Annotated in this window: 26 protein-coding genes, 2 tRNA genes and 1 other RNA gene; 13 read left to right on the plus strand and 16 right to left on the minus strand. The window is 73.3% G+C overall.

Annotation, left to right across the window (positions count from 1 at the left end; genetic code table 11):
• Positions 1-64: 64 nt before the first annotated feature.
• A complete protein-coding gene (locus R4Z62_RS17300; protein WP_018566331.1) occupies positions 65-559 on the minus strand; it encodes a MarR family winged helix-turn-helix transcriptional regulator in 495 nt (164 codons plus the stop codon).
• 272 nt (positions 560-831) lie between these two features.
• On the opposite strand from R4Z62_RS17300, the gene R4Z62_RS17305 reads away from it, so the two are divergent.
• Positions 832-1029, plus strand: a complete 198-nt coding sequence (locus R4Z62_RS17305; RefSeq protein WP_064533972.1) for a hypothetical protein — start codon at positions 832-834, stop codon at positions 1027-1029.
• A 140-nt stretch (positions 1030-1169) separates the two neighbouring features.
• Here the strand turns inward: R4Z62_RS17305 and R4Z62_RS17310 are convergent, their stop codons facing one another.
• The 8 genes from R4Z62_RS17310 to R4Z62_RS17345 all read right to left on the minus strand — a co-directional run bounded on the left by R4Z62_RS17310 (position 1170) and on the right by R4Z62_RS17345 (position 5937).
• On the minus strand, positions 1170-2078 hold the full coding sequence (locus R4Z62_RS17310) for an RNA polymerase sigma factor SigF (protein ID WP_064533971.1): 909 nt from the start codon (positions 2076-2078) through the stop codon (positions 1170-1172).
• A 247-nt stretch (positions 2079-2325) separates the two neighbouring features.
• Positions 2326-3186, minus strand: coding sequence for an RNA polymerase sigma factor SigF (locus R4Z62_RS17315; RefSeq protein ID WP_026252283.1), 861 nt, complete (start codon positions 3184-3186; stop codon positions 2326-2328).
• Between the two features lie 242 nt (positions 3187-3428).
• A complete protein-coding gene (locus R4Z62_RS17320) occupies positions 3429-3722 on the minus strand; it encodes a Dabb family protein (RefSeq protein ID WP_064533970.1) in 294 nt (97 codons plus the stop codon).
• Positions 3722-3892, minus strand: a complete 171-nt coding sequence (locus tag R4Z62_RS17325; RefSeq protein WP_173860784.1) for a hypothetical protein — start codon at positions 3890-3892, stop codon at positions 3722-3724. Before R4Z62_RS17325 ends, R4Z62_RS17320 begins: the two co-directional genes overlap by 1 nt.
• A 136-nt stretch (positions 3893-4028) precedes the next feature.
• Positions 4029-4113 (minus strand) — tRNA-Ser (locus R4Z62_RS17330).
• 67 nt (positions 4114-4180) lie between these two features.
• Positions 4181-4612 (minus strand): tRNA adenosine(34) deaminase TadA, encoded by a 432-nt coding sequence (gene tadA, locus R4Z62_RS17335; RefSeq protein ID WP_064533969.1) that lies wholly within the window; start codon positions 4610-4612, stop codon positions 4181-4183.
• Between the two features lie 212 nt (positions 4613-4824).
• On the minus strand, positions 4825-5361 hold the full coding sequence (locus tag R4Z62_RS17340; protein ID WP_491520249.1) for a tRNA adenosine deaminase-associated protein: 537 nt from the start codon (positions 5359-5361) through the stop codon (positions 4825-4827).
• A 366-nt stretch (positions 5362-5727) separates the two neighbouring features.
• Positions 5728-5937 (minus strand): hypothetical protein, encoded by a 210-nt coding sequence (locus tag R4Z62_RS17345; RefSeq protein WP_064537513.1) that lies wholly within the window; start codon positions 5935-5937, stop codon positions 5728-5730.
• Positions 5938-6317: 380 nt separating this feature from the next.
• On the opposite strand from R4Z62_RS17345, the gene upp reads away from it, so the two are divergent.
• Entirely contained in the window at positions 6318-6953 is a 636-nt protein-coding gene (upp, locus tag R4Z62_RS17350) for a uracil phosphoribosyltransferase (RefSeq protein WP_018566340.1), read from the plus strand.
• Between the two features lie 209 nt (positions 6954-7162).
• Here upp and R4Z62_RS17355 read toward each other — a convergent pair whose 3' ends face one another.
• Positions 7163-7792: a LytR C-terminal domain-containing protein gene (locus R4Z62_RS17355; protein ID WP_491521887.1), complete on the minus strand. Its 630-nt coding sequence runs from the start codon at positions 7790-7792 to the stop codon at positions 7163-7165.
• 158 nt (positions 7793-7950) lie between these two features.
• Positions 7951-8247 (minus strand): type II toxin-antitoxin system VapB family antitoxin, encoded by a 297-nt coding sequence (locus tag R4Z62_RS17360; protein WP_003986294.1) that lies wholly within the window; start codon positions 8245-8247, stop codon positions 7951-7953.
• A 116-nt stretch (positions 8248-8363) separates the two neighbouring features.
• Here R4Z62_RS17360 and R4Z62_RS17365 point away from each other — a divergent pair, with 116 nt between their 5' ends.
• A complete protein-coding gene (locus R4Z62_RS17365) occupies positions 8364-9995 on the plus strand; it encodes a helicase HerA-like domain-containing protein (protein ID WP_491520250.1) in 1632 nt (543 codons plus the stop codon).
• Between the two features lie 123 nt (positions 9996-10118).
• On the opposite strand, the gene R4Z62_RS17370 is transcribed toward R4Z62_RS17365, so the two are convergent.
• Both R4Z62_RS17370 and R4Z62_RS17375 read right to left on the minus strand, forming a co-directional pair.
• A complete protein-coding gene (locus R4Z62_RS17370; RefSeq protein WP_389599734.1) occupies positions 10119-10817 on the minus strand; it encodes an HdeD family acid-resistance protein in 699 nt (232 codons plus the stop codon).
• 180 nt (positions 10818-10997) lie between these two features.
• Complete coding sequence (locus R4Z62_RS17375) at positions 10998-11657, minus strand: HhH-GPD-type base excision DNA repair protein (RefSeq protein WP_491520251.1); 660 nt, start codon at positions 11655-11657, stop codon at positions 10998-11000.
• A 144-nt stretch (positions 11658-11801) separates the two neighbouring features.
• Here R4Z62_RS17375 and R4Z62_RS17380 point away from each other — a divergent pair, with 144 nt between their 5' ends.
• The 3 genes from R4Z62_RS17380 to R4Z62_RS17390 all read left to right on the plus strand — a co-directional run bounded on the left by R4Z62_RS17380 (position 11802) and on the right by R4Z62_RS17390 (position 13581).
• Positions 11802-12020 (plus strand): hypothetical protein, encoded by a 219-nt coding sequence (locus R4Z62_RS17380; protein WP_064533964.1) that lies wholly within the window; start codon positions 11802-11804, stop codon positions 12018-12020.
• Positions 12021-12144: 124 nt separating this feature from the next.
• Positions 12145-12429, plus strand: coding sequence for a hypothetical protein (locus R4Z62_RS17385; RefSeq protein ID WP_159393099.1), 285 nt, complete (start codon positions 12145-12147; stop codon positions 12427-12429).
• Positions 12430-12705: 276 nt separating this feature from the next.
• On the plus strand, positions 12706-13581 hold the full coding sequence (locus tag R4Z62_RS17390) for a DUF2637 domain-containing protein (RefSeq protein WP_491521888.1): 876 nt from the start codon (positions 12706-12708) through the stop codon (positions 13579-13581).
• 46 nt (positions 13582-13627) lie between these two features.
• Here the strand turns inward: R4Z62_RS17390 and R4Z62_RS17395 are convergent, their stop codons facing one another.
• Positions 13628-14497 (minus strand): LysR family transcriptional regulator, encoded by an 870-nt coding sequence (locus R4Z62_RS17395; protein WP_064533961.1) that lies wholly within the window; start codon positions 14495-14497, stop codon positions 13628-13630.
• Between the two features lie 212 nt (positions 14498-14709).
• Between R4Z62_RS17395 and R4Z62_RS17400 the strand changes: the two genes are divergently transcribed.
• The 3 genes from R4Z62_RS17400 to R4Z62_RS17410 all read left to right on the plus strand — a co-directional run bounded on the left by R4Z62_RS17400 (position 14710) and on the right by R4Z62_RS17410 (position 16638).
• Positions 14710-15309 (plus strand): short chain dehydrogenase, encoded by a 600-nt coding sequence (locus tag R4Z62_RS17400; protein WP_491520252.1) that lies wholly within the window; start codon positions 14710-14712, stop codon positions 15307-15309.
• 130 nt (positions 15310-15439) lie between these two features.
• The gene (locus tag R4Z62_RS17405; protein WP_064537512.1) at positions 15440-16012 is read left to right on the plus strand and encodes an RNA polymerase sigma factor; all 573 of its coding nucleotides are present in this window, start codon (positions 15440-15442) and stop codon (positions 16010-16012) included.
• The gene (locus R4Z62_RS17410; RefSeq protein WP_064533959.1) at positions 16009-16638 is read left to right on the plus strand and encodes a hypothetical protein; all 630 of its coding nucleotides are present in this window, start codon (positions 16009-16011) and stop codon (positions 16636-16638) included. The genes R4Z62_RS17405 and R4Z62_RS17410 overlap by 4 nt, the downstream gene beginning before the upstream one ends.
• A gap of 62 nt (positions 16639-16700) precedes the next feature.
• Here R4Z62_RS17410 and R4Z62_RS17415 read toward each other — a convergent pair whose 3' ends face one another.
• Complete coding sequence (locus R4Z62_RS17415) at positions 16701-17405, minus strand: hypothetical protein (RefSeq protein ID WP_491520253.1); 705 nt, start codon at positions 17403-17405, stop codon at positions 16701-16703.
• A 417-nt stretch (positions 17406-17822) separates the two neighbouring features.
• Positions 17823-17910, minus strand: a tRNA-Ser gene (locus tag R4Z62_RS17420).
• A 73-nt stretch (positions 17911-17983) separates the two neighbouring features.
• Between R4Z62_RS17420 and ffs the strand changes: the two genes are divergently transcribed.
• The 4 genes from ffs (at position 17984) to R4Z62_RS17440 (ending at position 24272) form a co-directional block, all read left to right on the plus strand.
• Positions 17984-18078, plus strand: an RNA gene (gene ffs / locus R4Z62_RS17425) — signal recognition particle sRNA small type.
• 60 nt (positions 18079-18138) lie between these two features.
• Complete coding sequence (locus R4Z62_RS17430; RefSeq protein WP_491520254.1) at positions 18139-20598, plus strand: DNA polymerase III subunit gamma and tau; 2460 nt, start codon at positions 18139-18141, stop codon at positions 20596-20598.
• Between the two features lie 140 nt (positions 20599-20738).
• Positions 20739-21989 carry a phosphoribosylamine--glycine ligase gene (gene purD / locus R4Z62_RS17435; RefSeq protein ID WP_491520255.1) on the plus strand — a complete coding sequence of 417 codons (1251 nt, stop codon included), beginning with the start codon at positions 20739-20741 and terminating at the stop codon, positions 21987-21989.
• 273 nt (positions 21990-22262) lie between these two features.
• A complete protein-coding gene (locus R4Z62_RS17440) occupies positions 22263-24272 on the plus strand; it encodes a hypothetical protein (protein WP_491520256.1) in 2010 nt (669 codons plus the stop codon).
• The last annotated feature ends 65 nt before the right edge of the window (positions 24273-24337 follow it).

Consider the following 24337-nt stretch of genomic DNA (forward strand, 5'->3'; position numbering starts at 1 on the left):
CGCCCCCGTGCTTGGCGTGAGCCCGCACACCGGCTGGTGTGGTCGTTGCCATGGGCTTCCTTTACTACGTGCTTGCGGGTGTACGGGTGGTCTCTTCGATCACGGGCCCGGGGATCCGGACCGGCGTGGACCGGCAGTCGCCGAAGCTGTCGCGGAGCCTGGTCATCAGCCGGATGAGCTGGCCGACCTCGTCGTCGGTCCAGTCGCTCAGCCGCTCCGCCAGCAGGTGCGTGGTGCGCCGGGACAGGTCGTCGAGCCGGTCGTTCCCGGCGGGCGTCAGGCGCAGGATGCGCGAGCGCTTGTCCGCGGGGTCCGGCAGCCGGTCGATCCAGCCGCGCGCGGCGACGTGCGCGACATGCCGGCTGGTCACCGACAGGTCCACGGCGAGCAGCTCGGCGAGCTTGCTCATGCGCATGTCGCCGTGCCGGCCGAGCAGCGTCAGCACGGCGGCGGATCCGGCCGGGCAGTCGGGCGGCAGGATCCGCCCCATGTCCCGTTTCACGGCGCCGATGGCGCTGAGCTGACGCGCCAGCTCTTCGTACTGCGCGCGCTCGGCCATCACACCTCCCGTAATCGTTGCTTGGGGCAACCATAAGTTCGGTTGGTTGCTGAAGGCAAACAAATCCGGGGCCGGTGGCGCAAAAACTTGGCAAAGGCAAGTATTGCGAACGTAAACACGCAGGTGACGGGCGGGAACGCGTGTTCCCTGGCCCGAAGGCGGCGGAAGCGGTCGCCGGGGCGCTGTCCGGGGCGCGCGGCACCACCGGGCCAACAGCACAAACAGGCCCCCCACTTGGGCAGGGGCCCGCGTCTTCGCTAGGGTCTCGGCCCATGGCTAACACCCAGGGCCCCCAGGGCAACCACGACCCCGCCGGCAGCACCCAGATGTTCCGCGCGTTCGTCGACGAGGCCGCCCCTCAGGCGAGGCAGCAGCCGCAGGCGGCCGCCGGTCCGCGGGTCGGCCTGATCATCGGTGTCGTCGTCGCCGTGATCGTCGTGGCGGCCGTCGCCTGGCTGGCGCTCAAGTAGCACTCGTACGGGACGGCGGGCCGGGCCCGGCGGCCGGTACGCCACGGCCCGGCCGCGGCGGACAGCACGACGGCCGCCGACGCGCCGCGTGGGCGCCTCGGCGGCCGGTACGGGCCGGAGGACCGGGGTCCGGGCCGGGCTCAGTCCGAGATGAGCCCCTCACGGAGCTGGGACAGCGTCCGCGTCAGCAGCCGGGAGACGTGCATCTGCGAGATGCCGACCTCCTCGCCGATCTGCGACTGCGTCATGTTGGCGAAGAAGCGCAGCATGATGATCCGCCGCTCACGGGGCGGCAGCTTGGCGAGCAGCGGCTTGAGGGACTCGCGGTACTCCACGCCCTCCAGCGCCGTGTCCTCGTAGCCGAGGCGGTCCGCGAGCGAGCCCTCGCCGCCGTCGTCCTCGGGGGCCGGGGAGTCGAGCGAGGAGGCCGTGTACGCGTTGCCCACGGCGAGGCCGTCGACGACGTCCTCCTCCGACACCCCGAGCACCGTGGCGAGTTCGCCGACGGTCGGGGAGCGGTCGAGCTTCTGGGACAGCTCGTCGCTGGCCTTCGTCAGCGCCAGCCGCAGCTCCTGGAGGCGCCGGGGCACGCGCACCGACCACGAGGTGTCGCGGAAGAAGCGCTTGATCTCACCGACCACCGTCGGCATCGCGAAGGTCGGGAACTCCACGCCGCGTTCGCAGTCGAAGCGGTCGATCGCCTTGATCAGGCCGATGGTGCCGACCTGGACGATGTCCTCCATCGGCTCGTTGCGCGAGCGGAAGCGGGCGGCGGCGTAGCGGACGAGCGGGAGGTTCAGCTCGATCAGGGTGTCCCGGACGTAGGCACGCTCGGGGCTGTTCTCGTCGAGCACGGCGAGCCGCAGGAACAGGGAGCGGGACAGGGTGCGGGTGTCGATGGCCTCCGGGGCCTCGAACGCCGGTGCCGGGGCCGGGACGGCCGGAAGGGCCGCCACGTCGTCGAGGGCGTCGATCGGTTCGAGCGCCGGGGAAGGCGCCTCGCCCTTGGTGAGCGTGAGCACCTCGGAGCTGCCCTGGTCTGCGGACATGCCACCCCCTCTGGGTCGCGGGACGGTCGTGGCGGCGTTCTCTGACGAGGAGAACATCAGCCTTCACCTGAATACCGGAGCCGGAGCCACGGCAAACGCGCTTCCCGCAGAATGTCACATGTCGGCAACGCGCTGTAGTGACATGTCGACATCGCCGACATGAATCAGCCCTGGCGGCAAGGGGTCTGACGGTCTTTCGGACCGAAGGTGACAGGATCCGCCCTGGTGAGCGATTCGCTCGTGACGGTTACGCCTCGATCCTGTTTGCGGATCGCAGCCGCTGGAAGCTGCGCGCGAGCAGTCGTGAGACATGCATCTGGGAGACGCCGAGCTCCGCACTGATCTGCGACTGGGTGAGATTGCTGTAGTAACGCAGCAGCAGGATGCGCTGCTCGCGCTCGGGGAGCTGGACGAGCAGATGGCGGACCAGGTCGCGGTGCTCGACGCCGTCCAGGGCCGGATCCTCGTAGCCGAGCCGGTCGAGCAGTCCGGGCAGCCCGTCGCCCTCCTGGGCCGCCTCCAGCGAGGTCGCGTGGTACGACCGGCCCGCCTCGATGCAGGAGAGCACCTCGTCCTCGCCGATGCGCAGCCGCTCGGCGATCTCGGCGGTGGAGGGGGAGCGGCCGAAGGCGGTGGTCAGGTCCTCCGTCGCGCTGTTGACCTGCACCCACAGCTCGTGCAGGCGGCGCGGGACGTGGACGGTGCGGACGTTGTCGCGGAAGTACCGCTTGATCTCGCCCACGACGGTCGGCATCGCGAAGGTGGGGAACTGCACGCCCCGGTCCGGATCGAAGCGGTCGATGGCGTTGATGAGCCCGATCGTGCCGACCTGGACGACGTCCTCCATCGGCTCGTTGCGGGAGCGGAAGCGGGCGGCCGCGTAGCGCACGAGCGGGAGATTGGCCTCGATGAGCGCCCCGCGCACGCGGGCGTACTCCGGGCCGCCCGGCTCCAGCTGCTTCAACTGGGCGAAGAGCACCTGGGTGAGGGCCCGGGTGTCGGCACCGCGCCGCTTCTCGGGGGGTGTGGCGGCCGGTGCGGAGGGCGCGTCCGCCGACTGGGCGGAAGCTTCCTCCTGGGGCGGCGCAGTACTGGCCGACACGGTCAACGCCACCTCTTCGTCGATCAACTCATCCGTCAAAAGCGGTCATAGCATCACAAGACAGGCGCTAAGTGTTCAAGCACCGCATATGCACGTGTTGAGGGATGAATTAGTGCATCAGGTGTGTGTGGCGGCGCGTGCGCCAGGTGTGCGCGGACACGACGAAGCCCCGCACCGCTCGGGTGCGGGGCGCGGCGGGGGCCACGGGGCCGGGGAGGGTCTCAGGGGGTCCGTACGGGGCCGTACGGCTAGAACTCGTAGTCCGCGATCACCCAGGTGGCGAACTCCCGCCACAGGGCCACGCCCGCCTGATGGGCCGGGTGCTCCAGATAGCGCTTGAGGGCGTCCGCGTCCTCGACCGCCGAGTTGATGGCGAAGTCGTGGGCGATGGGCCGGTCGCTGATGTTCCAGCCGCACTCCCAGAAGCGCAGGTCCTCGATCTGGCCGCCCAGCGCCCGGAACGCCGCGACACCCTCCACGACGCGCGGATCGTCGCGCCGGACACCCTCGTTGAGCTTGAAGAGGACCAGGTGGCGGATCATCACTTTCCTCCGTTCGCGGCCCAGGTCATGAAGTCACCGATGGCCTTGGCGGCGTTCGATATGCCCTCGAAGCCTATCTGGACGTAGTCGGCGGCCTTGGCCGGGTCGGTGATGACCACGTACAGCACGAAGACCACGAGCACATAGACGACGATCTTCTTGGCGTTCACCGCCACCGTCTCCCCCTGTCGCTGGTTGCCCCTGCCGTCGGCCGCCCCGTCGTCGACCGCCGCGCGCCGAGCGCTGTCGATGATCGCACGATAGTTGCACGAAGGGCCCCGTCCGACGGACGGGGCCCTTCTCAAGCGGTAGCGGAGGGATTTGAACCCTCGGTGACTTGCGCCACACTCGCTTTCGAGGCGAGCTCCTTCGGCCGCTCGGACACGCTACCGAGAGAGACCCTACAACACCCGGGGTCGTGGATCGAAATCCGTTTCCCGGGGCCGGGCGGGACGGGCTCAGCGGGCCCGGAAGAAATCCGTGAGGAGCCCGGCGCAGTCCCCGGCGAGCACGCCCTCGACGACCTCGGGCCGGTGGTTGAGCCGCCGGTCGCGCACGACGTCCCAGAGCGATCCGGCGGCGCCCGCCTTCTCGTCCCGGGCGCCGTAGACGACCCGGTCCACCCGGGCCAGGACGGCGGCTCCCGCGCACATCGTGCACGGCTCCAGCGTGACGACCAGCGTGCAGCCGGACAGCCGCCACTCGCCCGTCCGCGCGGCGGCCCGCCGCAGGGCGAGGACCTCCGCGTGGGCGGTCGGGTCGCCGGTCGCCTCACGCTCGTTGTGCCCGGCTCCGAGCACCGTCGTGCCGTCTCCGGACAGCACGACGGCACCGATCGGGACGTCGCCGCCCCGGACGGCGAGCCGGGCCTGCTCCAGAGCGAGCCGCATCGCCCCCCGCCAGGGATCGCGGACGGGGTCGGGGGCCGGGGCGGGGTCAGGGCCGGGGGCGGCTACGGGGCCGGGGGCGGCCCCGAAGTGCTCCGGGTGGTCCGGGGGGTCGGATCGGTCAGTGGGTCCGGGGTGGCCGGGACGTGGCGCGCCGGCCGGGTCGTGCGGTCCGGACGGGCGCGGTGTGCCGTCCGGCCGGGGCGGGTGCGGGGTCAGCGGACGGTCTCCAGCACCTCCGAGGCGCCCAGGACCTCGGCGATCGCACTCAGCGCGTCCTCCGCGTCCAGGGCGCGCAGCTCCTTCTCGCCGATGCCGAGGTCGTCGAGGATCTCGGCGTCGCCCAGCGGGCTGTGCGTGATGGTCTCGGCGGCACCGGGCTCCTCTTCCTCGTCGTCGGCGGAGGAGGGCTCGCCGTCCTCCGTGCCGTCGAGGTCCAGGGCGTCGAGATCGGGGCCGTCGTCACCGGGATCCCGGCCGAGCAGTTCGTCGGTGAGCAGGATCTCGCCGTACGAACTGCGGGCCGCGGCCGCGGCGTCCGACACGTAGATGCGAGGGTCCTCCTCGCCGTCCACCCGGACGACGCCGAACCAGGCGTCCTCCTGTTCGATGAGGACGAGCACGGTGTCGTCCTCGGCCGAGGCATCCCTGGCCAGGTCGGCCAGGTCGGCGAGCGTCTCCACATCGTCGAGCTCCGTGTCGCTCGCTTCCCACCCGTCTTCGGTGCGCGCGAGCAGTGCGGCGAAGTACACCGTGACTCTCCCACTGGTCATAGGTGTGCCGGTCGGGGGTCCCCCCGGCGGAGGTCGTGGGCGGGAAGAAGCTGGGCTCCGAGCCCCACCCACTCGGAATCGTGGCAGAAACAAGGCGATCAGGGGACGTCTTCGGCTCCCTGTGTCCGGCTCTTTTACGGCTCGTCGGTAAAGGACTCACCAGCGCACTCGTTGCCGCCACCTGCGGATCGTACGCGGCATTGCCCGGCAGTCACGAAGGTCCGCCCCGGAACGTCGGCCCGGGATTCCTTCTCGCCCCGGGCTTCCCCCGGGCTTCGCCCGTACTTCCCCGGAGTTTCCCCGGAGCTTCCGCGGACCGGCGGGCGGGCGCCCGCCGGTCGCGCGCTACCAGCGGAACGTACGCATCCGCATCGCGTGCCGCAGCCGGGCGGCCTTGGCCCGCCGGGGCTGGACGCGGTCGCGCAGCTCGCGGGCCTCGGCGAGGTCGCGCAGGAACTGGGCCCGGCGGCGCCGGCGCTCGGCCTCCGTGTCGGCGCCCGGGTCGGTGTCCGCGCCGGTACCGGCGCCCGTGCCGGTCCTGGTGCCGGTGGTCATGGTGGCGCGGCTGACGGTGAGAGGGCTGGTGATCGGGCCCGTGCCCGGTCCGCCGGTGGGTCCGCCGACCGGTCCGCCGGTGGGTGTGGTGCCGTCCGGGTCCGCGGGGTCCGGCTCCCGGCGCGCGCTCCTGCGGCGTACCGCCGCCGTGGCCGCGTCCCTCGGCCGCTCCGCCGCCGCTTCGGGCCGCTCGCCCGGCGACGGTCGCTTGCGGGTCTGCCGGTCAGCCATCGGTCACCACCCCAGTCCGTCCCTCCCACTTTCCCCCGGACGGCGGGTTTGATGCCACGACGGTGCCGGAGGGAGCGGGTGCGCCCGCCTCCGGTGCCAGGACGGTGGCGGGCGGGCGGGCGCGCGGAGCGCCCGGTTACTGTTGGCACATGCGTCTCCACGTCGTCGACCACCCCCTGGTCGCCCACAAGCTCACCACGCTGCGCGATAGGCGCACCGACTCCGCGACCTTCCGCCGGCTGGCCGACGAGCTCGTCACCCTGCTCGCCTACGAGGCGACCCGGGACGTGCGGACCGAGCAGGTCGACATCGCCACACCGGTCGCGCGGACCACCGGCGTCAAGCTCTCCCACCCGCGCCCGCTGGTGGTGCCGATCCTGCGCGCCGGGCTCGGCATGCTGGACGGCATGGTGCGGCTGCTGCCCACCGCCGAGGTGGGCTTCCTCGGCATGATCCGCAACGAGGAGACGCTCCAGGCGTCCACGTACGCCACCCGGATGCCGGAGGACCTCTCCGGCCGTCAGGTGTACGTCCTCGACCCGATGCTCGCCACCGGCGGCACGCTGGTCGCCGCGATCCAGGAGCTGATCAAGCGGGGCGCCGACGATGTGACCGCGGTGGTGCTGCTGGCCGCCCCCGAGGGCGTCGCGGTCATGGAACGCGACCTCGCGGGCACCCCGGTGACCGTCGTGACCGCGTCGGTCGACGAACACCTGAACGAGCAGGGCTACATCATCCCGGGCCTGGGCGACGCGGGCGACCGGATGTACGGGGCGGCCGAGTAGGACCCCGCTGCCGGCCCCGCCCTCCGGCCGAAGGCACCCCCTCCGGCCGGACGACGCCGTCGTCTTGGTCGGAGGGTTCGCCGGTTCGCGGGTTCGCCGGTACGTCGGGAGGGCTCGGCCAGGACGACGGGGCGCCCGCCGGGGCGGCCGGGCTCAGATGTCCGGCGAGGCGGCCGGGCCGAGCGAGGCGGCGGTGGCGGCTCCCGGCCTCAGCAGCTCTTCTGCGAGGCGCCCGGCGTCGGCCGGGGCGCGGCCAGGGCGGTCAGCGCCTTCTCGGCGGCCTGCTGCGGCGCCAGTTGCTTGAACGCGTCGCCGATGATCAGGTCGACGTCGGTGCCCTTGCGCGTGTCGGTACGGCTCTCGGCCCCCGGGAGCTGGGTGCCGAGCACCGGAAGCGAGCCGTCGAGGGCCGGTGCGGCGCCGAGCAGCATCCCGGCGCCCTTGACCTTCTTGTCGTACTCCTTGGGCGCGTTGCCCACCTTGCCGATGCGGAAGCCGCGCTTCTTCAGCTCGTCGGCGGTCTGCTTGGCCAGTCCGCCGCGCGGGGTGGCGTTGAGGACGTTGACCGTGATCCCGCCCGGTTCGGGCAGCGCGCGGGCCGTGGTCGTGGGGGAGGGGCCCGTCCGGGCCGCCGTGCCGGTCGCGCAGTGCGTCCCGCCGCCGGCCGCCGCCGCCTTGTCGCCGCCGCCCGTGAAGACGTCGATGAGCTGCAACGTGCCCCAGCCGGCCACTCCGAGCACGACGACGGAGGCGGCGACCGCGGACACGAGCCTGCCGTGTCGCCGGGGCCGGCGCATCCGCGGGTACTTGTTCCCGGTGATCCGGTACTTCCCGCCCATGCCGGGGGGAGTCAGCATGCTCATGGGCGCAGCGTAGTGCGCCGGGGCGGCGATTCCTACCAGATGATCATCCGATATCGCCCAGGAGAACCCGAAAGGTCCAAACCGATGCCGGAGGCCCGTCCGGGCCCGGGTGCCGGTGCGGGGCCGGGCCGGGGTCAGCCCAGTTCGAGCACGCGCGCGTGCAGGACCTGGCGCTGCTGGAGCGCCGCCCGCACCGCGCGGTGCAGTCCGTCCTCCAGATACAGGTCGCCCTGCCACTTCACGACGTGCGCGAAGAGGTCGCCGTAGAAGGTCGAGTCCTCCGCCAGGAGGGTCTCCAGGTCGAGCTGCTGCTTGGTCGTCACGAGCTGATCGAGGCGGACCGGGCGCGGCGCGACGTCCGCCCACTGCCGGGTGCTTTCCCGGCCGTGGTCGGGGTACGGCCGGCCGTTTCCGATGCGCTTGAAGATCACACGGAAAGCCTACCGGCCCGGAGCTTCCGGGCGCAGCCTCGGCAGCGCAGTGCGACGCTGGAAATGCCATGGCAAACCCGGGCGAATCGGTAACCGGGGCTGAACAGGGGCTTGAGATGAGCGACAGCGAGACGGCGCCCGGCGCGCCGAAGCCGCCGGGGGACGACACCCGGATGCCGCCCGAGGCCGGGCGGATCGCCTCCGGATACGCCTTCGCCGGTCCCGCCCTCGACCTGGGCGCCCTCCTCTGGGACGGCCGCTGCCTGCCCGGTGCCCGGATCCGGGTCCCGCTGCCGATGCTCAACCGCCACGGCCTGGTCGCGGGCGCCACCGGCACCGGCAAGACCAAGACGCTCCAACTCGTCGCCGAACAGCTCTCGGCGCAGGGCGTGCCGGTCTTCCTGGCCGACGTCAAGGGCGACCTATCCGGCATCTCGGCGCCCGGCGTGCCCGGCGACCGGATCGGCGCGCGGGCCGCCGAGGTGGGCCAGGACTGGGCACCGGCCGGTTTCCCCGCCGAGTTGTACGCGCTCGGCGGCATGGGCCACGGCGTACCGGTGCGCGCGACCGTCACCAGTTTCGGCCCGGTACTGCTGTCCAAGGTGTTCGAACTCAATCAGCCCCAGGAGCAGTCGCTCGGCCTGATCTTCCACTACGCCGACACCAAGGGCCTGGAGCTGATCGACCTCAAGGACCTCAGGGCGGTCGTCGCCTTCCTGACCTCGGAGGAGGGCAAGCAGGAACTGCGCGGCATCGGGGGCCTGTCGACCGCCACGGCGGGAGTGATCCTGCGCTCCCTCACCGCCTTCGAGGCGCAGGGCATGGCGGACTTCTTCGGCGAACCGGAGTTCGACACCAGCGAGTTCCTGCGCAGGGCCGACGACGGGCGGGGCATCGTCTCCGTCCTCGAACTCCCCGCCGTGCAGGACCGGCCGCGGCTCTTCTCGACGTTCCTGATGTGGCTGCTCGCCGACCTCTTCCACGATCTGCCGGAGGTCGGCGATGTGGACAAGCCCGAGCTGGTGTTCTTCTTCGACGAGGCGCACCTGCTGTTCAACGGCGCCTCCAAGGCGTTCCTGGAGTCGGTCACGCAGACCGTGCGGCTCATCCGCTCCAAGGGCGTCGGCGTCTTCTTCGTGACCCAGACCCCCAAGGACGTGCCCGCCGACGTCCTCGGCCAGCTCGGCAACCGCGTCCAGCACGCGCTGCGCGCCTTCACCCCCGACGACCAGAAGGCCCTGCGGGCGACGGTGCGGACCTTCCCGGACTCGGCGTACGACCTGGAGGAGGTCCTGACCGGGCTCGGCATCGGGGAGGCGGTGGTGACGGTGCTCGGCGAGAGCGGCGCGCCGACCCCGGTGGCGGCCATCCGGCTGCGGGCGCCCGAGTCCCTGATGGGCCCGGTCGCCGGCCCGGACCTGGACCGTGCGGTACGGGAATCCCCGCTCCACGCACGTTATGCACAGGCTGTGGACCGGGAATCGGCGTACGAGAAGCTGACGGCGGCTCAGGCCGCTCGGGCCGCTCAGGCGGCGGAGACGGGGGCAGCGCAGCCGGCTCCGTCCCCGGGGCGGGAACCGGAGCGCCCGCGCGGCGGCGGCCGGGGCCGGGGCGCCGGGGAGGAGCCCTCGGTCATCGAGCAGGTCGTGGGCAGTGGCGTCTTCCGGTCCCTGGCCCGGTCGGTGGGCACCCAGCTCGGCCGGGAGATCACCCGCTCCCTCTTCGGCACGGCCCGCAGAAGGCGCTGAACCGCTGAATCGCTGAACCGCAGCATCGGGGCCCGTACGCCGGCGCCGGAACCGCGACCCGCACAGTCGACGGCGGACCGGGCGCCGATGTCCTCGACGCTCGGTCCGTCCGCCCGACACCGCTCAGACGGTGCGGGGCACCTGCTGCGCGTGCCCGCGGATGCGGAAGGCGGTGACGATCTCCATCACGCCGACCACGATCAGCCACCAGCCGCCGATCAGGGTGAGCACCGCGACCGACTCCAGCGGGGAGTCGATCAGGACGATCCCGGCGATGAAGGTGAGGACGCCGAGGAAGATCTGCCAGCCGCGGGCCGGTGCCGTGCGGTCGTGGATCGCGGCGATCGTCTGCGTGATCCCGCGGATCAGCCAGCCGATGCCGATCCACAGGGCCAGCAGCAGGATCGACTGCATGGCGCCGCGGAAGCAGAACAGGCCCAGCAGGATCGACAGCGCGCCGCTGGCGAAGGCCAGCACGCGCAGGGCCGTCGACTTGTGGGTGCCGAAGGCGGAGACCAGCTGGAGCACCCCGCTGACCACGAGGTAGACGCCGAAGAGGACCCCGGCGGCCAGGAGCGAGGCGCCCGGCCAGAGCAGGACGAGGATGCCCAGGACGAGGGCGGCCACGCCGGTCACCAGGACCGCCTGCCAGGCGGCCCGGGACAGGAAGTGGAGCGGCCCTTCCAGCGGGGGCTCGTAGGGCCCTTCCGGGTGCCCTGACGCATGGGGCGCCCCCGTGGTCGTACGGGGGTCGCGCATCGCGTGGACGCGGCGGTCGTCGTCTCCCGGCCCGCCGGGGCCGACGGTCGGTGGCTCGGTCATGGTCCATGCTGGGACCGGCCACGGGCGGGCCGCCACCGCTGTGAGCCGTTCGGGTGACGGCGGCCCGCACTGCCGCGGTCCGCGCCGCCGCGGTCCGCGCCGCCGCGGTCCGCGCCGCCGCGGTCCGCACGACCGTGGCCCGCACCGCCGTCCGTGGTCCGCGCCGGTCGGTCGAGCCGGTCACTTCCCGGTCGGCTTCGTCTCCTTCTCCTTCTCGTCCTCGCCCTCGTCCTCCTGGCGCTCCTTCTCCTTCCCGGTGGTCTTCGCGGCCTTGGCGGCTGCCTTGATCTCCTGCTTGTGCGCCCGCACCTTGGCCAGTGACTCGGGTCCGGTGATGTCGGCGACGGACCGGAAGGACTCCGCCTCGCCGTACGGACCCGCGGCCTCCCGCCACCCCTCGGGGCGGACGCCGAGCTGCTTGCCGAGCAGCGCCAGGAAGATCTGCGCCTTCTGCTTGCCGAAGCCGGGCAGCGCCTCCAGGCGGCGCAGCAGCTCGGGCCCGCTGTCCACGTCCCGCCAGAGGGTCTCGGGATCACCGTCGTAGTGCTCGACGAGGTACTGGCACAGCTGCTGGATCCGCTTGGCCATCGAGCCGGGGTAGCGGTGCACGGCCGGCTTGTCCGACAGCAGCCGGCCGAAGGTCTCCGGATCGAACGCCACGATCTCGTGCGCGTCCAGATCGTCGGTGCCCATCCGCCGGGCGATGGTCTCCGGTCCCTTGAACGCCCACTCCATCGGAATCTGCTGGTCCAGCAGCATCCCGATCAGCGCGGCGAGCGGACTGCGCCCGAGGAGGGCGTCGGCGTCCGGGTCCTGGGCGAGGTGCAGGGTGACGTTCATGTCCCGATGATCGCCCGCCGCACGGCCGCCCGCACCGGCGGTGATCAATTCGAGTGGCCGGTCCTTTTTATTCGTGTTCCGTAACTTCGCATATTCCAGGTGCGTTATGCCGGTGTCGCGCCACCTGGCCCACGGAGAAAAATCATGTGGAACGCCACTCTCTGGACGCTGATCGCGTGTGCTTCCCTCTGCACCGCCGGGTCCATTCTCGTACCGCCCTACCAGTGCAGAATGTGGCGGGTCGACAGCGACGAATTGCGCCGCCGCAGGCTCATGGTCGCCGTACTGAAGAAGAATACCCGGACGCCCGAGGGCGACCCGGCCGTCGAGGGGCCGTCACCCGACGCCCATCTCGTCGGGTGAGCGGATGAACCATCCGATCGCACATATAGGTCTAATCAGGGAATTCCTTCACCCGTTTGCCGCGCATCCGGGGAAGTCGGGTGGCGTTAGGTGGGATATGACGAAGGCATCCAGGGAAGGGTACTTGGGTCTGCTCGTGGGCCGCGAGCGTCAGGACGCGAGTGCCACACACGCGGTGACGTCGGGTCCCGACCCCCGTCTGCCCGCCCCTCCCGTGCAGTTGACGGCCGACGCTCACACCACTCTGGCCAGGAGGAACAGGAGCGGTCCGCCGGTCGCCCCGGTCGCGCCCAAGGCGACCGAGTCGCTGCTGAGGGAGTTCCTGGACGCGATGAGCGCGCTCGAAGCCGATCTCGCCCGCCGCTGGGTCGGCTCGGAGAGCCGGACCGTCTTCTCGCGATCCGAATAGCCGGGCCGCCGCATGTATGACGAACGTATGGGCGGGCGCTCGGGCTATTCCGCTGATTATCCCTACGCGGAGTCGGACGGTTTTGCGGAACCCCGCCCTCGTACCGGCACCGGTCGCCATCGGGCCCCCTCCGCGTTCTTCTCCGGCCCCCTCGGCCCTCTGGTGCCCCCGGACTCGGCATGGGACCCGGCCGAGGAACTGGCTTTCATGCTCCAGGACGCGATGGAGCACCAGACGCCGCCGCACACTCCCGTGGAGGGCGAGTGGGGCGAGTGGATGCGGGGCGGCACCCGGTCGAACGGAGCTCCGGCGGCGACGGAGGACGCCGGAGACGCCGTACGAACGGAAAGCCCGGGATTCCCGGGAGCCCCGGAAAGCGCGGGAGTACCGGAAACGGCGGGAGTACCGGAAACGGCCAGGGCCCCGGCGGGCAACGGAATTCCGGCCGGTACGGGGATCCCGGACCATCCGGAAAACATGGCGAGTGCGGCGGGCGCGGCGAGTGCGTCCGGTACGGAAAGCACGGAAAAAGCCTCCGGGACCGTCCGGAACACCCCGCTGGAGAATCTCCAGGAGATCACGGCGGAACTGCCGCCCCTGCGGGACGCCGCGCGCGGCCACCGGAAGGTGCGCCAGCGCAGGCGGCCGAGCGGCGTCCGCGCCGCCAGCCATGTCATCGCGGCCCTCGCTGCGGTGACCGCCTCGGCGGTGAGCTTCTTCGGCGGCATGGTCGCCTACGACCCGCTGCGGATCGTCGCCGTGACCCGGATGCACGGCGGCATCGCCTCCTGGTGGCCGCTGCTGGTCTACGGGCCCTGGTTCGTGGCGTCCCTGTCCGTCCTGCGCGCCGCGCTGCACCGCCGCCGGGCCGTGCACTCCTGGTGCGTGGTGCTGCTCTTCTCGTCCATCGCGATGCTCCTGTGCGTGATCCAGGCGCCCAGGACGGTCATCGACATGTCGGCGGCGGCCCTGCCGGGCCTGGCGTCCCTGGCCTGCTTCCAGCAGCTCGTACGCCAGATCACGCTGACCCGCCCGCCCCGCCGCACGGCGCCGCGCCACCGCGTGCACCGCGTCCCCCGGCCGGACACCGCCGAGACCGAGCCGGCACCCGCCGCCCGCACCACCCCGGCGGCGGCGGTTTCCCCCTCCTGAGGACCCGGGCGTCCCGGCAGTCACCCCTTCCCGGGGCCTGCCGTGCTCAGGCGCTCACCACGTCCCGCACCGCCGCCAGGAACTCCTCCGTGCGCGGGTGGGTCGGATGGGCGGGGCGGGCCAGATAGACCGTGGCGGCGGGCGCGTCGGAGACCGGGACGAAGCGCACCCCCGGATGGCCGTGGCTCTCGGCCGTGCCCGCCGCGCCGAGCCCGAACGCGGCGCCGGTGGCGATCAGGTTCAGCCACTCGTCCACGTTGCCCACCTCGACCGTGGCCGCCGGACGCCGCTCCGGCGGCCACAGTTCCGGCGAGGCGGTGCCGGCGTCGGGCCACAGGGCCAGCGGGAGGCCCGGGTCCGCGGTCAGCTCGGCCAGCCGCACCCGCTCCCGGCCCGCGAGGGGATGGTCGTCGGGGAGCGCGGCGACCCGGTCCTCCCGGTAGAGGGCCTCGGTGCGGATGCGCGGATCGGCGGGAACGGTGCGCAGCACCGCCACATCGGTGTCGCCGGTGGCCAGGCCCGCGGTGCTGTTGTCCTGCCGGACCACGTCGAGCGGCACATGCGGATGGGCCCGCCGCCAGGAGCGCAGCAGCGGCACGGTCTGCTGCCCGAGCACCGCGCAGGTGTACCCGAGGCGCAGCGGCCGCGAGACGGCCCGGGTGTCGGCGAGCGCGGAGTCCAGGTGCGCGAGGATCGCCCGCCCGTGCCCGAGCAGCGTCGTCCCGGCCGAGGTCAGCGCCAGACGCCGCGAGGAACGGTCCACCAGCCGGACGCCGACCCGCGCCTCCAGCTGGGCGATCGTCCGGGACAGCGCGGGCTGCGTCATGTGCAGCCGGGCCGCAGCGGCCGTGACGGTGCCGGCCGCGGCCACCGCGTCCAGGGCCCGCAGATGGCGCAGCTCCACGTCATCGTTCATGCCTGCGGAGCATAGTCCCTGCCCAGACGGCATTTCCGCGACCGGACCCGGAGTCTCTAGCGTCGAAGAGGCCCGGACATCCCGGGCTGCTCCTCTCGCTCACTCTCTCTACCTCCCCCTATCTCTATCTCCCCTATCTCCCCATCTCCATCTCCCTATCCCCCTACCTCTCTTCTCTTCTATCTCTCTGGCACGAAGGACGGTGGCTTGTCGTGAGGATTCTGCTGGTCGGCGCGGGTGGCACGCTGGGCGGCGCGGTGCGCCGGGCACTCGCGGAGCGCGGGCACGAGGTGATCGGTGTGGGCCGCTCGGGCGGCGACGTGAAGGCGGACGTCACCGACCCCGCGGCGGTGGCCCGGCTCTACGCGAGTACCGGCCGGCTGGACGCGGTGGCGGTCGCGGCGGGCGACGCGGTCTTCGGGCCGCTGGCCGACCTGACCGCCGAGGACTTCGCGGCGACCTTCCGCGGCAAGGCGCTCAGCCAGATCGAACTGGTCCGCCAGGGCACGCGCCACATCGCGCCGACCGGTTCCTTCACGCTGGTCAGCGGCATCCTCTCCGAGGAGCCGATCGCCTCCGGGGCGGCGGCCTCGGCGGTGAACGGCGCCGTCGACGCCTTCGTCCGCGCCGCCGCGATCGAACTCGCCCCCCAGCGCGTCAACGCCGTGAGCCCCACCGTCGTCGAGGAGTCCCTCCCCGCCTACGGTCCCTTCTTCCCCGGCATGGAAGCCGTCCCCGTGTCCCGCGTGGCCACGGCCTACGTACGCTCCGTCGAAGGTGCCCAGACGGGCCGCGTCTACCGCGTCCACTGACCCCGGCGGACGCTCGGCCCGGCCGCACACCGGCGGGGGCCATGTGACGCTTTGCGGCGCCGGAGCCAAGTAGGGGTGTAAGGCAGTGACCCGCCCGTCGCAAGGAGCGTCCGTGCCCACGGAGCACCCGATGTCCCCACCTGTATCCCCGCCTGTTCGAGACCCCTCCGGGTTCGCCGAGTTCTACCGGCAGAACTTCGACGCGGTCCTCGGCTTCGTCACCCGGCGTACCGACAGCGTGCATCTGGCCGCCGACCTGACCGCCGACATCTTCCTGACCGCGCTGGAACGGGCGGACGGCTACGACGCCCGGCGGGGCACACCCCTCGCCTGGCTGTACGGCATCGCCCGCAACGTCCTGGCCGCGCACTTCCGCGGCAGCGCCCGGGAGCGGCGCGCCGTCTCCAGGATCGCCGGCCACCGGCTGCTGGACGAGCAGGACGCCGCCGCGATCGAGTCGCGCATCGACGCGGACCGCGCCGCCCGGCAGCTGGCCGGGCACCACGCCGCGCTGTCCGAACCGCTGCGCGCCGTGCTGGACCTGGTGGCCGTCGACGGCCTGACCACCCGGGAGGCCGCCCAGGCCCTGGGCATCGGCACCGCCACCGCCCGGATGCGCCTGCACCGGGCCCGCAAGGCCCTGCGCAACGCCACCCCGCCGTCCAACCCGTCCCTGAACGCCCTCCTGGAGGCCGCCTCGTGAACGTCCCCGTCAACTTCCAGCAGCGGCTCGGCGACGAACTGGCGGCCCGCGCCACAGCCCTGCCCGTCCCCTCCCCGGCCCCGGTCCGGCCGCGCCACACCCGCCGTATCGCGGTCACCTCGGTCGGGCTGGCCGCCGCCGTCACCGCCGTCGTCCTGGGCACCCAGGCGGGCAGCGGTCCGGCCGCGCCGCAGGCGACGTCGGTCGCTCCGCCGACCACGGGCGGCGGCTCCGCGCCCGCCTTCGCCAACGTCGACTACTCGGTGACGGTCCGCCCCGACAAGGTCGTCGCGCTCAAGATCGTCGGTACGAAGCTCTCCGGGCTCCAGGCGGCGCTGCGGCGGGCGGGCCTGCCCGCCGTCGTCCTGACCCCCTCGGCCACCTGTGACTCCAAGGTCACCCCGGTCGACACCGGCCACCTCGGCGCGGCGATGTCCCTTGACCCGGAGAACGGCCGCGTCGCGCTCCTCGACCCCGGTGCGATCCCGCACGGCGACACCCTGCTGATCGTCGACGAAGCCCCGGGGAGCGCCCTGCACAAGTCCGTGGGCAGCATGGCCTACATGCTGACCCGGCCCGCCCCGAGCTGCTTCCCCACCTCGCAGGTCGACATCGGCACGAACTGACCCCGCCCGTGACCCGGCTGCGCCGGAGAGCCTCATCGCCCGTCAGGGACGGCCGGAACCGATCAGGTGAGTGACGGATCCCGGCCCTGGAGTGCCTGCCCCGCGATGGCGGCGATCCGCCCGACCTGCTCGCGCAGCCGGACGAGTTCCGCGGTCCGCCGCCGTCCCGCCACGATCTCGGACAGGGCGGCGGTGACGGTCTCCTCGTGGCCGTCGGTGCCGAGCACCTCGGCGGCCCGGCGGAGCAGAGCGGCGTCCACGCTGACCGTGCGGCTCGGCTCGGGCGAGGGCGGGACGGTGGGTTCGGGGGCCGTGGACTCGGGGGCCGGCCTGGCCCTGCGGCGGAGCGGAGAGGGCGCGGGGGCAGGCGCGGGCTCGGCAGCCGGGGGCGGGGACTGGGGTGCAACGGCACCGGGGCTGCCGAGCACGGTGACCACCGGCTTTCGGTAGCAGACACTCCTCCCCGCCTTGGTCGTGCAGACGACGAGCTCCAGGGTGAGGTCGCAGACGGCCGGGCCGTCGACCCGCTCCAGCGCGTCCGCCAGGTCGGCGAGCTGCACGGCCAACTGCCACAAGCCGCTCATGAAGCGGAACTCGCCGAGCGCGGGTTCCGCGGCGATCCGGAAGGTGAGGCTGATGGACGGCGACGGGCCGCGCCCTTCCCTGGCCGCCAGCCTCCTGTCCGCAAGCAGCGGAGGGCAGCCGCACGGCTGGCCTTTCTTCTCCTTCGGCGACAGGAACTCCAGGCCGGTCGCATCGGTGGACAATCCCCTTGCTGCCCCAGAGCACCATGTGGGACGCCACCGCGTCGGGTCCCTCCAGGAGTACGCGTACCGTCTCCGTCTTCGTCAGCACTTCGTGGGTGAGTCCTTCTCCCCCTTCGTTCGGCTGAGGCCGACCGCCCAGCAGACCGGCGACGCGGGCGGCCACCTCCGCGTCGCCGGTCGTGACACGCCAGGCGTCCAGAGCCTGCGGGCGCCCCTCGACCACACGCCCCGAGTGAAAGCGACCGACCGGGCCGGGTGTGCTCTGCGTCATTCGTGATCCTTGTCGAAGAGTGGAGAGCGGAGAGCGGAGAGCGGAGAGCGGATAAAGCGGCAGAGGGATGGCCGCAACCGAGACCACCAACGCCGAAGGGCCCCCTGTTTCCAGGGGGCCCTTCGACATCGTGCCCGGTGAGGCACTGGCGGAGGATACGAGATTCGAACTCGTGAGGGGTTGCCCCCAACACGCTTTCCAAGCGTGCGCCCTAGGCCTCTAGGCGAATCCTCCGCTGGGAACATTACATGACGCGGAGGAGTGCTCGCGAACTCGTTCTCGGCCCCCGGGATCGGGTAGTCTTTCGGCAGCCCCTCACGCGGCGCTATCTGACTGAACTCCCCCAGGGCCGGAAGGCAGCAAGGGTAGGTCGGCTCTGGCGGGTGCGTGGGGGGCCCTTGCGTGGGCGGGTGGATCCGCGGGCCACGCCGGTTGTCGGTGGGCGCCTATAACCTCGTATGCGTGTCGTCTCTCGCGCTGTACCGCCGCTACCGACCGGAGTCCTTCGCCGAGGTCATCGGACAGGAGCATGTCACCGACCCGCTGCAGCAGGCGCTGCGGAACAACCGGGTCAATCACGCGTATCTGTTCAGTGGTCCGCGCGGCTGCGGCAAGACGACCAGCGCACGCATCCTCGCCCGCTGCCTGAACTGCGAGAACGGCCCGACGCCCACGCCCTGCGGCGAGTGCGACTCCTGCCGTGACCTGGCGCGCAACGGGCCCGGCTCCATCGACGTCATCGAGATCGACGCCGCGTCGCACGGCGGTGTGGACGACGCCCGTGACCTGCGCGAGAAGGCGTTCTTCGGGCCCGCGCGCAGCCGGTACAAGATCTACATCATCGACGAGGCCCACATGGTCACGTCGGCCGGTTTCAACGCCCTGCTCAAGGTGGTGGAGGAGCCGCCGGAGCATCTGAAGTTCATCTTCGCCACCACGGAGCCCGAGAAGGTCATCGGGACGATCCGTTCGCGGACCCACCACTACCCCTTCCGGCTGGTGCCGCCCGGCACCCTGCGGGACTACCTGGGCGAGGTGTGCGGGAAGGAGGCCATCCCGGTCGAGGACGGGGTGCTTCCGCTGGTCGTGCGGGCCGGTGCCGGATCCGTGCGTGACTCGATGTCCGTCATGGACCAGTTGCTCGCCGGTGCGGGCGAGGCCGGTGTGACGTACGCCATGGCCACCTCGCTCCTCGGGTACACGGACGGTTCACTGCTCGACTCGGTGGTCGAGGCGTTCTCGTCCGGGGACGGCTCCGGTGCCTTCGAGGTCGTCGACCGCATCATCGAGGGCGGCAACGACCCGCGGCGCTTTGTCGCCGACCTGCTGGAGCGGCTGCGGGACCTGGTGATCCTGGCCGCCGTGCCCGACGCGGCCGAGAAGGGCCTCATCGACGCGCCCGCCGACGTGATCGAGCGCATGCAGGCCCAGGCCCGCTCCTTCGGCGCCGCCGAGCTGAGCCGCGCCGCCGACCTGGTCAACGAGGGACTGACGGAGATGCGCGGCGCCACCTCGCCCCGCCTCCAGCTCGAACTGATCTGCGCGCGCGTGCTGCTGCCCGCCGCGTACGGCGACGAGCGGTCCGTGATGGCCCGCCTCGACCGCATCGAGCGCGGCGTGCACTTCAGCACCGGCGCCGGAGCCCCCGCGATGGGGTACGTGCCCGGACCCGAGGCCCACGGCGGAGCCGCCGCGGCCGGTGTCCCGGTGCCGCCCGGCGGCGGTGCGGCGGCGGCCCGCGCGGCGGTGCGGACACCGGGGCCCCAGGGGACGTCGCCCGGTGTGCCGGGGTCCCAGGGAGCGCCCGGTGGCGCCGGAGGGGCGGACGGTTCTCCCCTCGCCGCTCCTGCCGCGCCGGGCGGAGCGGCCGTGCCCGCGGGCGCCGGGGAGTACGGCCAGGGGTCCGCCGCGCCCGCCGCCGACCGCCCTCAGCCCCAGGGAGCGCCCGCGCACGAGGCGCCGCAGGCTCCCGCCGCCTCACCGCAGCAGTCCCCGGCCCCGGCCGTCGCGCCGTCCCCGGAGGCCGCGCCCGCGTCGGCTCCCGCGGCCGCGCCCGGCGCCTGGCCCACGGCGGCGCCCGCCGGAGCGGGTGCGGGATCCGGCGCCGGTGCCGGTGCCGGATCCGGTGCCCGGCGGCCCGGCGGCTGGCCCACGGCCGCGGCACCCGGTGGCGGCCAGCCCGCGGCCCGGCCCGGCGCGGCCCCGGCCCCCGCGCACACCCCGCAGGCGGCCTCCGCCGCCCCCGCGCCCCAGGCTCCGGCCGCCGCCGCGTCCGCCCCGGCGGGCGGCGGGCTCGACCCGCGCCAGTTGTGGCCCAACATCCTGGAGGCGGTGAAGAACCGCCGCCGCTTCACCTGGATCCTGCTCAGCCAGAACGCGCAGGTCACCGGCTTCGACGGCACCACCCTCCAGCTCGGCTTCGTCAACGCGGGCGCCCGCGACAACTTCGCCGGCAGCGGCAGCGAGGACGTGCTGCGGCAGGCACTGGCCGAGCAGTTCAACGTCCAGTGGAAGGTCGAGGCGGTCGTCGACCCGTCGGGCGGCGGCGCCCCCGTCCCGCAGCCCGTCGGCGGCTACGGCGGCGGCGGGTTCGGCGGAGGCGGCGGTGCCTTCCCCGGCGGCGGCGCGGCCCCGCAGCGTACGGCGGGCTCCCCGGCCGGATCCGCGGCTCCCGGGTCCGCCCCGGCCGCGGACCGCCCGGCCCCGGCGCGTACGGCGGCCCCGGGCCCCGGCGGCTCCCCGGCTGCGCCCCAGTCGGCCCGCCCGGCCCGGCCCGCCGCCCCCGAGCCCGCGCCCGTGGCCCCCGAGGACGACATTCCCGAGGACGACGACCCGGACCTCGACGAGTCGGCCCTGTCCGGCCACGACCTGATCGTGCGGGAGCTGGGCGCGACCGTCGTCGACGAGTACCCGACGGAGTAACGGAGCAGGAGTAGCGGGCGGCGGGGCCCCACCGGGTCCTACCGGCTTCGCCGGCTTCGGAGGAACGTACGAGCACCTGGCCTCCGCCCCCTCGGCAACCCGCACAAGGGGGTGCCGCGCTCTGCCGTTAGGCTGACCCCGTGAAGGTCCTCGTCATCGGCGGCGGTGCTCGTGAGCACGCCCTGTGCCGTTCCCTGTCCCTCGACCCCGACGTCACCGCGCTGCACTGCGCGCCCGGCAACGCCGGTATCGCCGAGGTCGCCGAGCTGCACCAGGTCGACGCCCTCGACGGCGCGGCCGTCGCAGCGCTGGCCACCCGGCTCGGTGCCGATCTGGTGGTCGTCGGGCCCGAGGCGCCGCTGGTCGCCGGGGTCGCCGACGCCGTGCGCGAGGCGGGCGTCCCGGTCTTCGGGCCGTCCGGTCAGGCCGCGCGGCTGGAGGGCTCCAAGGCGTTCGCCAAGGACGTGATGGCCGGGGCCGGCGTCCCCACGGCCCGGTCCTACGTCTGTGCCACGGCCGAGGAGACCGACGCGGCGCTGGGCGCCTTCGGCGCTCCCTATGTCGTCAAGGACGACGGGCTCGCCGCCGGAAAGGGTGTCGTCGTCACCGACGACATCGAGGCGGCCAGGTCCCACGCCGCCGCCTGTGACCGCGTGGTCGTCGAGGAGTTCCTCGACGGCCCCGAGGTCTCCCTCTTCGCCGTCACCGACGGTGTGACGGTGCTCCCGCTCCAGCCCGCCCAGGACTTCAAGCGCGCCCTGGACGGCGACGCGGGCCCGAACACGGGCGGCATGGGCGCGTACTCGCCGCTGCCCTGGGCCGAACCCACCCTGGTGGACGAGGTGCTGCGGACCGTCCTCCAGCCCACCGTCGACGAGCTGCGCCGCCGGGGCACCCCGTTCTCCGGGCTGCTCTACGCGGGCCTCGCGATCACCGGTCGCGGGATCCGGGTGATCGAGTTCAACGCCCGGTTCGGCGACCCGGAGACCCAGGTCGTCCTGGCCCGCCTGCGGACCCCGCTGGCGGGCGTCCTGCTGGCCGCGGCCACCGGGACCCTCGGCGACCTGGAGCCGCTGCGCTGGAGCGACGAGGCGGCCGTGACCGTGGTCGTCGCCTCGCACAACTACCCCGGCACCCCGCGCACCGGCGACCCGATCACGGGTCTCGACGAGGTGGCCGCCGAGGATGCCCCGCACGCCTACGTCCTGCACGCAGGCACCCGGCAGGAGGACGGCGCCGTCCTGAGCGCGGGCGGCCGCGTCCTGTCCGTCACGGCTGTCGGCAAGGACCTCGCCGAGGCGCGCGAACGCGCGTACACGGCGGTCGGCCGCATCCGCCTCGACGGCTCCCAGCACCGCACCGACATCGCCGCCAAGGCGGCGGGCGCCTAGCCAAGGGCCTCAGGCACCCTTTTCCGATGATCAGGCCCCGGACAGAATCCGGGGCCTGATCTTTGCTCTGTGTCATCCACCTCTGACCAAAGCCATTCCATCGAGTGAGCAATGGCCCATCCGGCTGACGTGGGCCGGACCCCCAACTAGGGTGCGGCGCAAGCGTTCCGGCACTTGGCCCACCGGCATTGCGATGTCAGTGGCGGGTGCCACAGTGGGGGAGTGAGCACCACAGGGCAGTTCAGGACAGTCGGGAGGGGGTGACGTCCGGTCGTGACCGGAACCGGTGTGGAAGGCAGTGCGCAGTCGGCGCGCTCCCGGGCCCTGGCCGTGCTGCGTGTCCGCGGACGCGCGCTGGCCGTCGCCCTGCTGCCCGCCGCCGTCGCCGTGGTCCTGCTCGTCGGCGGTTCCACCGGCCATCTCGTGGGCCACGGCTGGGACCTCGCCCGGTGGGTGGTCGGCGCCGTGGCGGTCGTCGTCCTGCTGGCCGCCGTCGGCATCGGGGCGGTCGTCGCCCGCGCCCGCCCCGCGATGAGCCCCACGGTCCCGGTCCCGGAGGAGTCCGCCCCGGACCTGTACCGTCTGGTGCGCGACCTCGCCGACCGGCTCGACGTCCCGGCCCCGTCCGCCATAGCGCTGACCCCGGACTGCGACAGTTGGCTGGAGGACCGTACGCATCCGGCCCACGGACCCCCCGCGGGCGCCGACCGGGACGAGCCGGACGGACCCGGCGCCCTGCCGGCGGGCCGCTCCCGCCGGGCGGCGGCCGCGCCGGTGCTGGTCATCGGCTCCCCGTTCCTGTGGTGGATGCGCGTCGGCGAGCTGCGGGCCGTCCTCGCCCCGGTCGTGGCCGGTACGGGCCCCTCGGCGCACCCCGACATAGCCGCCGCCCGCCGGTTCGTCCGCGGGCTGGACGCGGCGGTGGCCGCCGCCTCGACTTCCGGGCGGTGTCCGCTGTCCCACGCGGTGTGCGCGGCCGTCGGCTGGGTGGCCCGGCTGATGCTCCGCGGCTGCCGGGAGGACGCGGCCCTGATGGAACGGGGCGTGGCCGCGGCGGCGGCCGACCGTGCACAGGCTGTGGACTACGGGCTGCGGATCGTCGCCCAGGAGCAGGTGGGCCTTGCGTACGCGGGCTGGGACCGGCTGCTGACCCGGGTGGCGCTGCCCGCCTGGCGGATGGGCCGCTGGCCGTCCCGGCTGGACGCGGGCGTCGTCGCGGCCCTCACGGAGCTGTCCCGGCGCGACCGCCTGGCCGAGGGGTTCGCCTCGCGGCTGGGCGAGCGGCCCGCCTGCGACCTGCTGGAGGAGCCCGGCACGGTGGACGAGGCGACCTCGCTGCTGGCGGCGCGGCTCTTCCACGGCGGTCCGGCCGGGACCGGTCCGGACTGGGCCCCGGTGGACTGGGCGGACTACCCGGAGGAGGTCGTCGACCGCAAGTGGCGCACCGACGCCGCCCGCCTGCACCGCGTACTGGACGCGCTGGGCGTCCGCCGCGCCCCCGGCTCCCCGGCCGGCGACCCGCACGGCGCGACGCTGGAACGGGTCCTGCGGCATCTCTCCGCCGACCACCTCCTCGCGTCCCCGCCGCACGGACCGGCCGAGCCCCCCGGCACGGCTGAACCCACCCGAACGGCCGAAGCGCCCCGACCGGCTGAGCCCACCGGACCTGCCGGACCCGCTGGACTTGCCGGGCCCGCCGGAGCCCCCGGGCCCGCCGGATCCGTCGAGAAGGCCCAGGCCGCCCCGGCGGCCGGACGACCGGCCGGGGCGGACGAGCCGCATGAGCCGTACGGCCCGGACGAGGCATACGGTCTGGACGAGTCGTACGGGCCGGACGAGTCGTACGGGCCGGACGACGACGAGTCCGACCCGGGCACCGAGCGCGGCGCCGCGCTCGCCGCCGGACTCAGCGCGGAGCTGGCCCGGGAGGAGGCCGCCGCGCCCGCCGCCCCGACGTCGGCGGAGAGCGGTGGACAGACCCCCGCCGCACCTCCCTGGGACGAGGGCGCGCTCCCCCTCCTCCCGCTCCAGCCGCCGCGCACCGGCCGGGAGCTCCTCGCCGACCACGTCACCGCGATGGTGTGCTGCGCCGCGATGGACACCGCCGGGGCCGCCCCCGGCCTCGACTGGCTCGACGGCCCCTCCCTGCTGATCGACGGCGAGAGAGCCGCCGACCTCGGCCCCAAGGTCCTCGCCCTGGTCGAGGACGGCGATCCGGGCCCGTTGCGGACCTGGCTGATCGACGCGGGCATACGGCCGGAAAAGCCGGTGCGGCTGGCCTGAACCCGGCGGACGCGGATCCGGAGGGCGGCCTACCGGACCCCCGACTTCCACTTTCGGTCAATTCG

This window comes from Streptomyces sp. PL-25 (assembly GCF_058344915.1).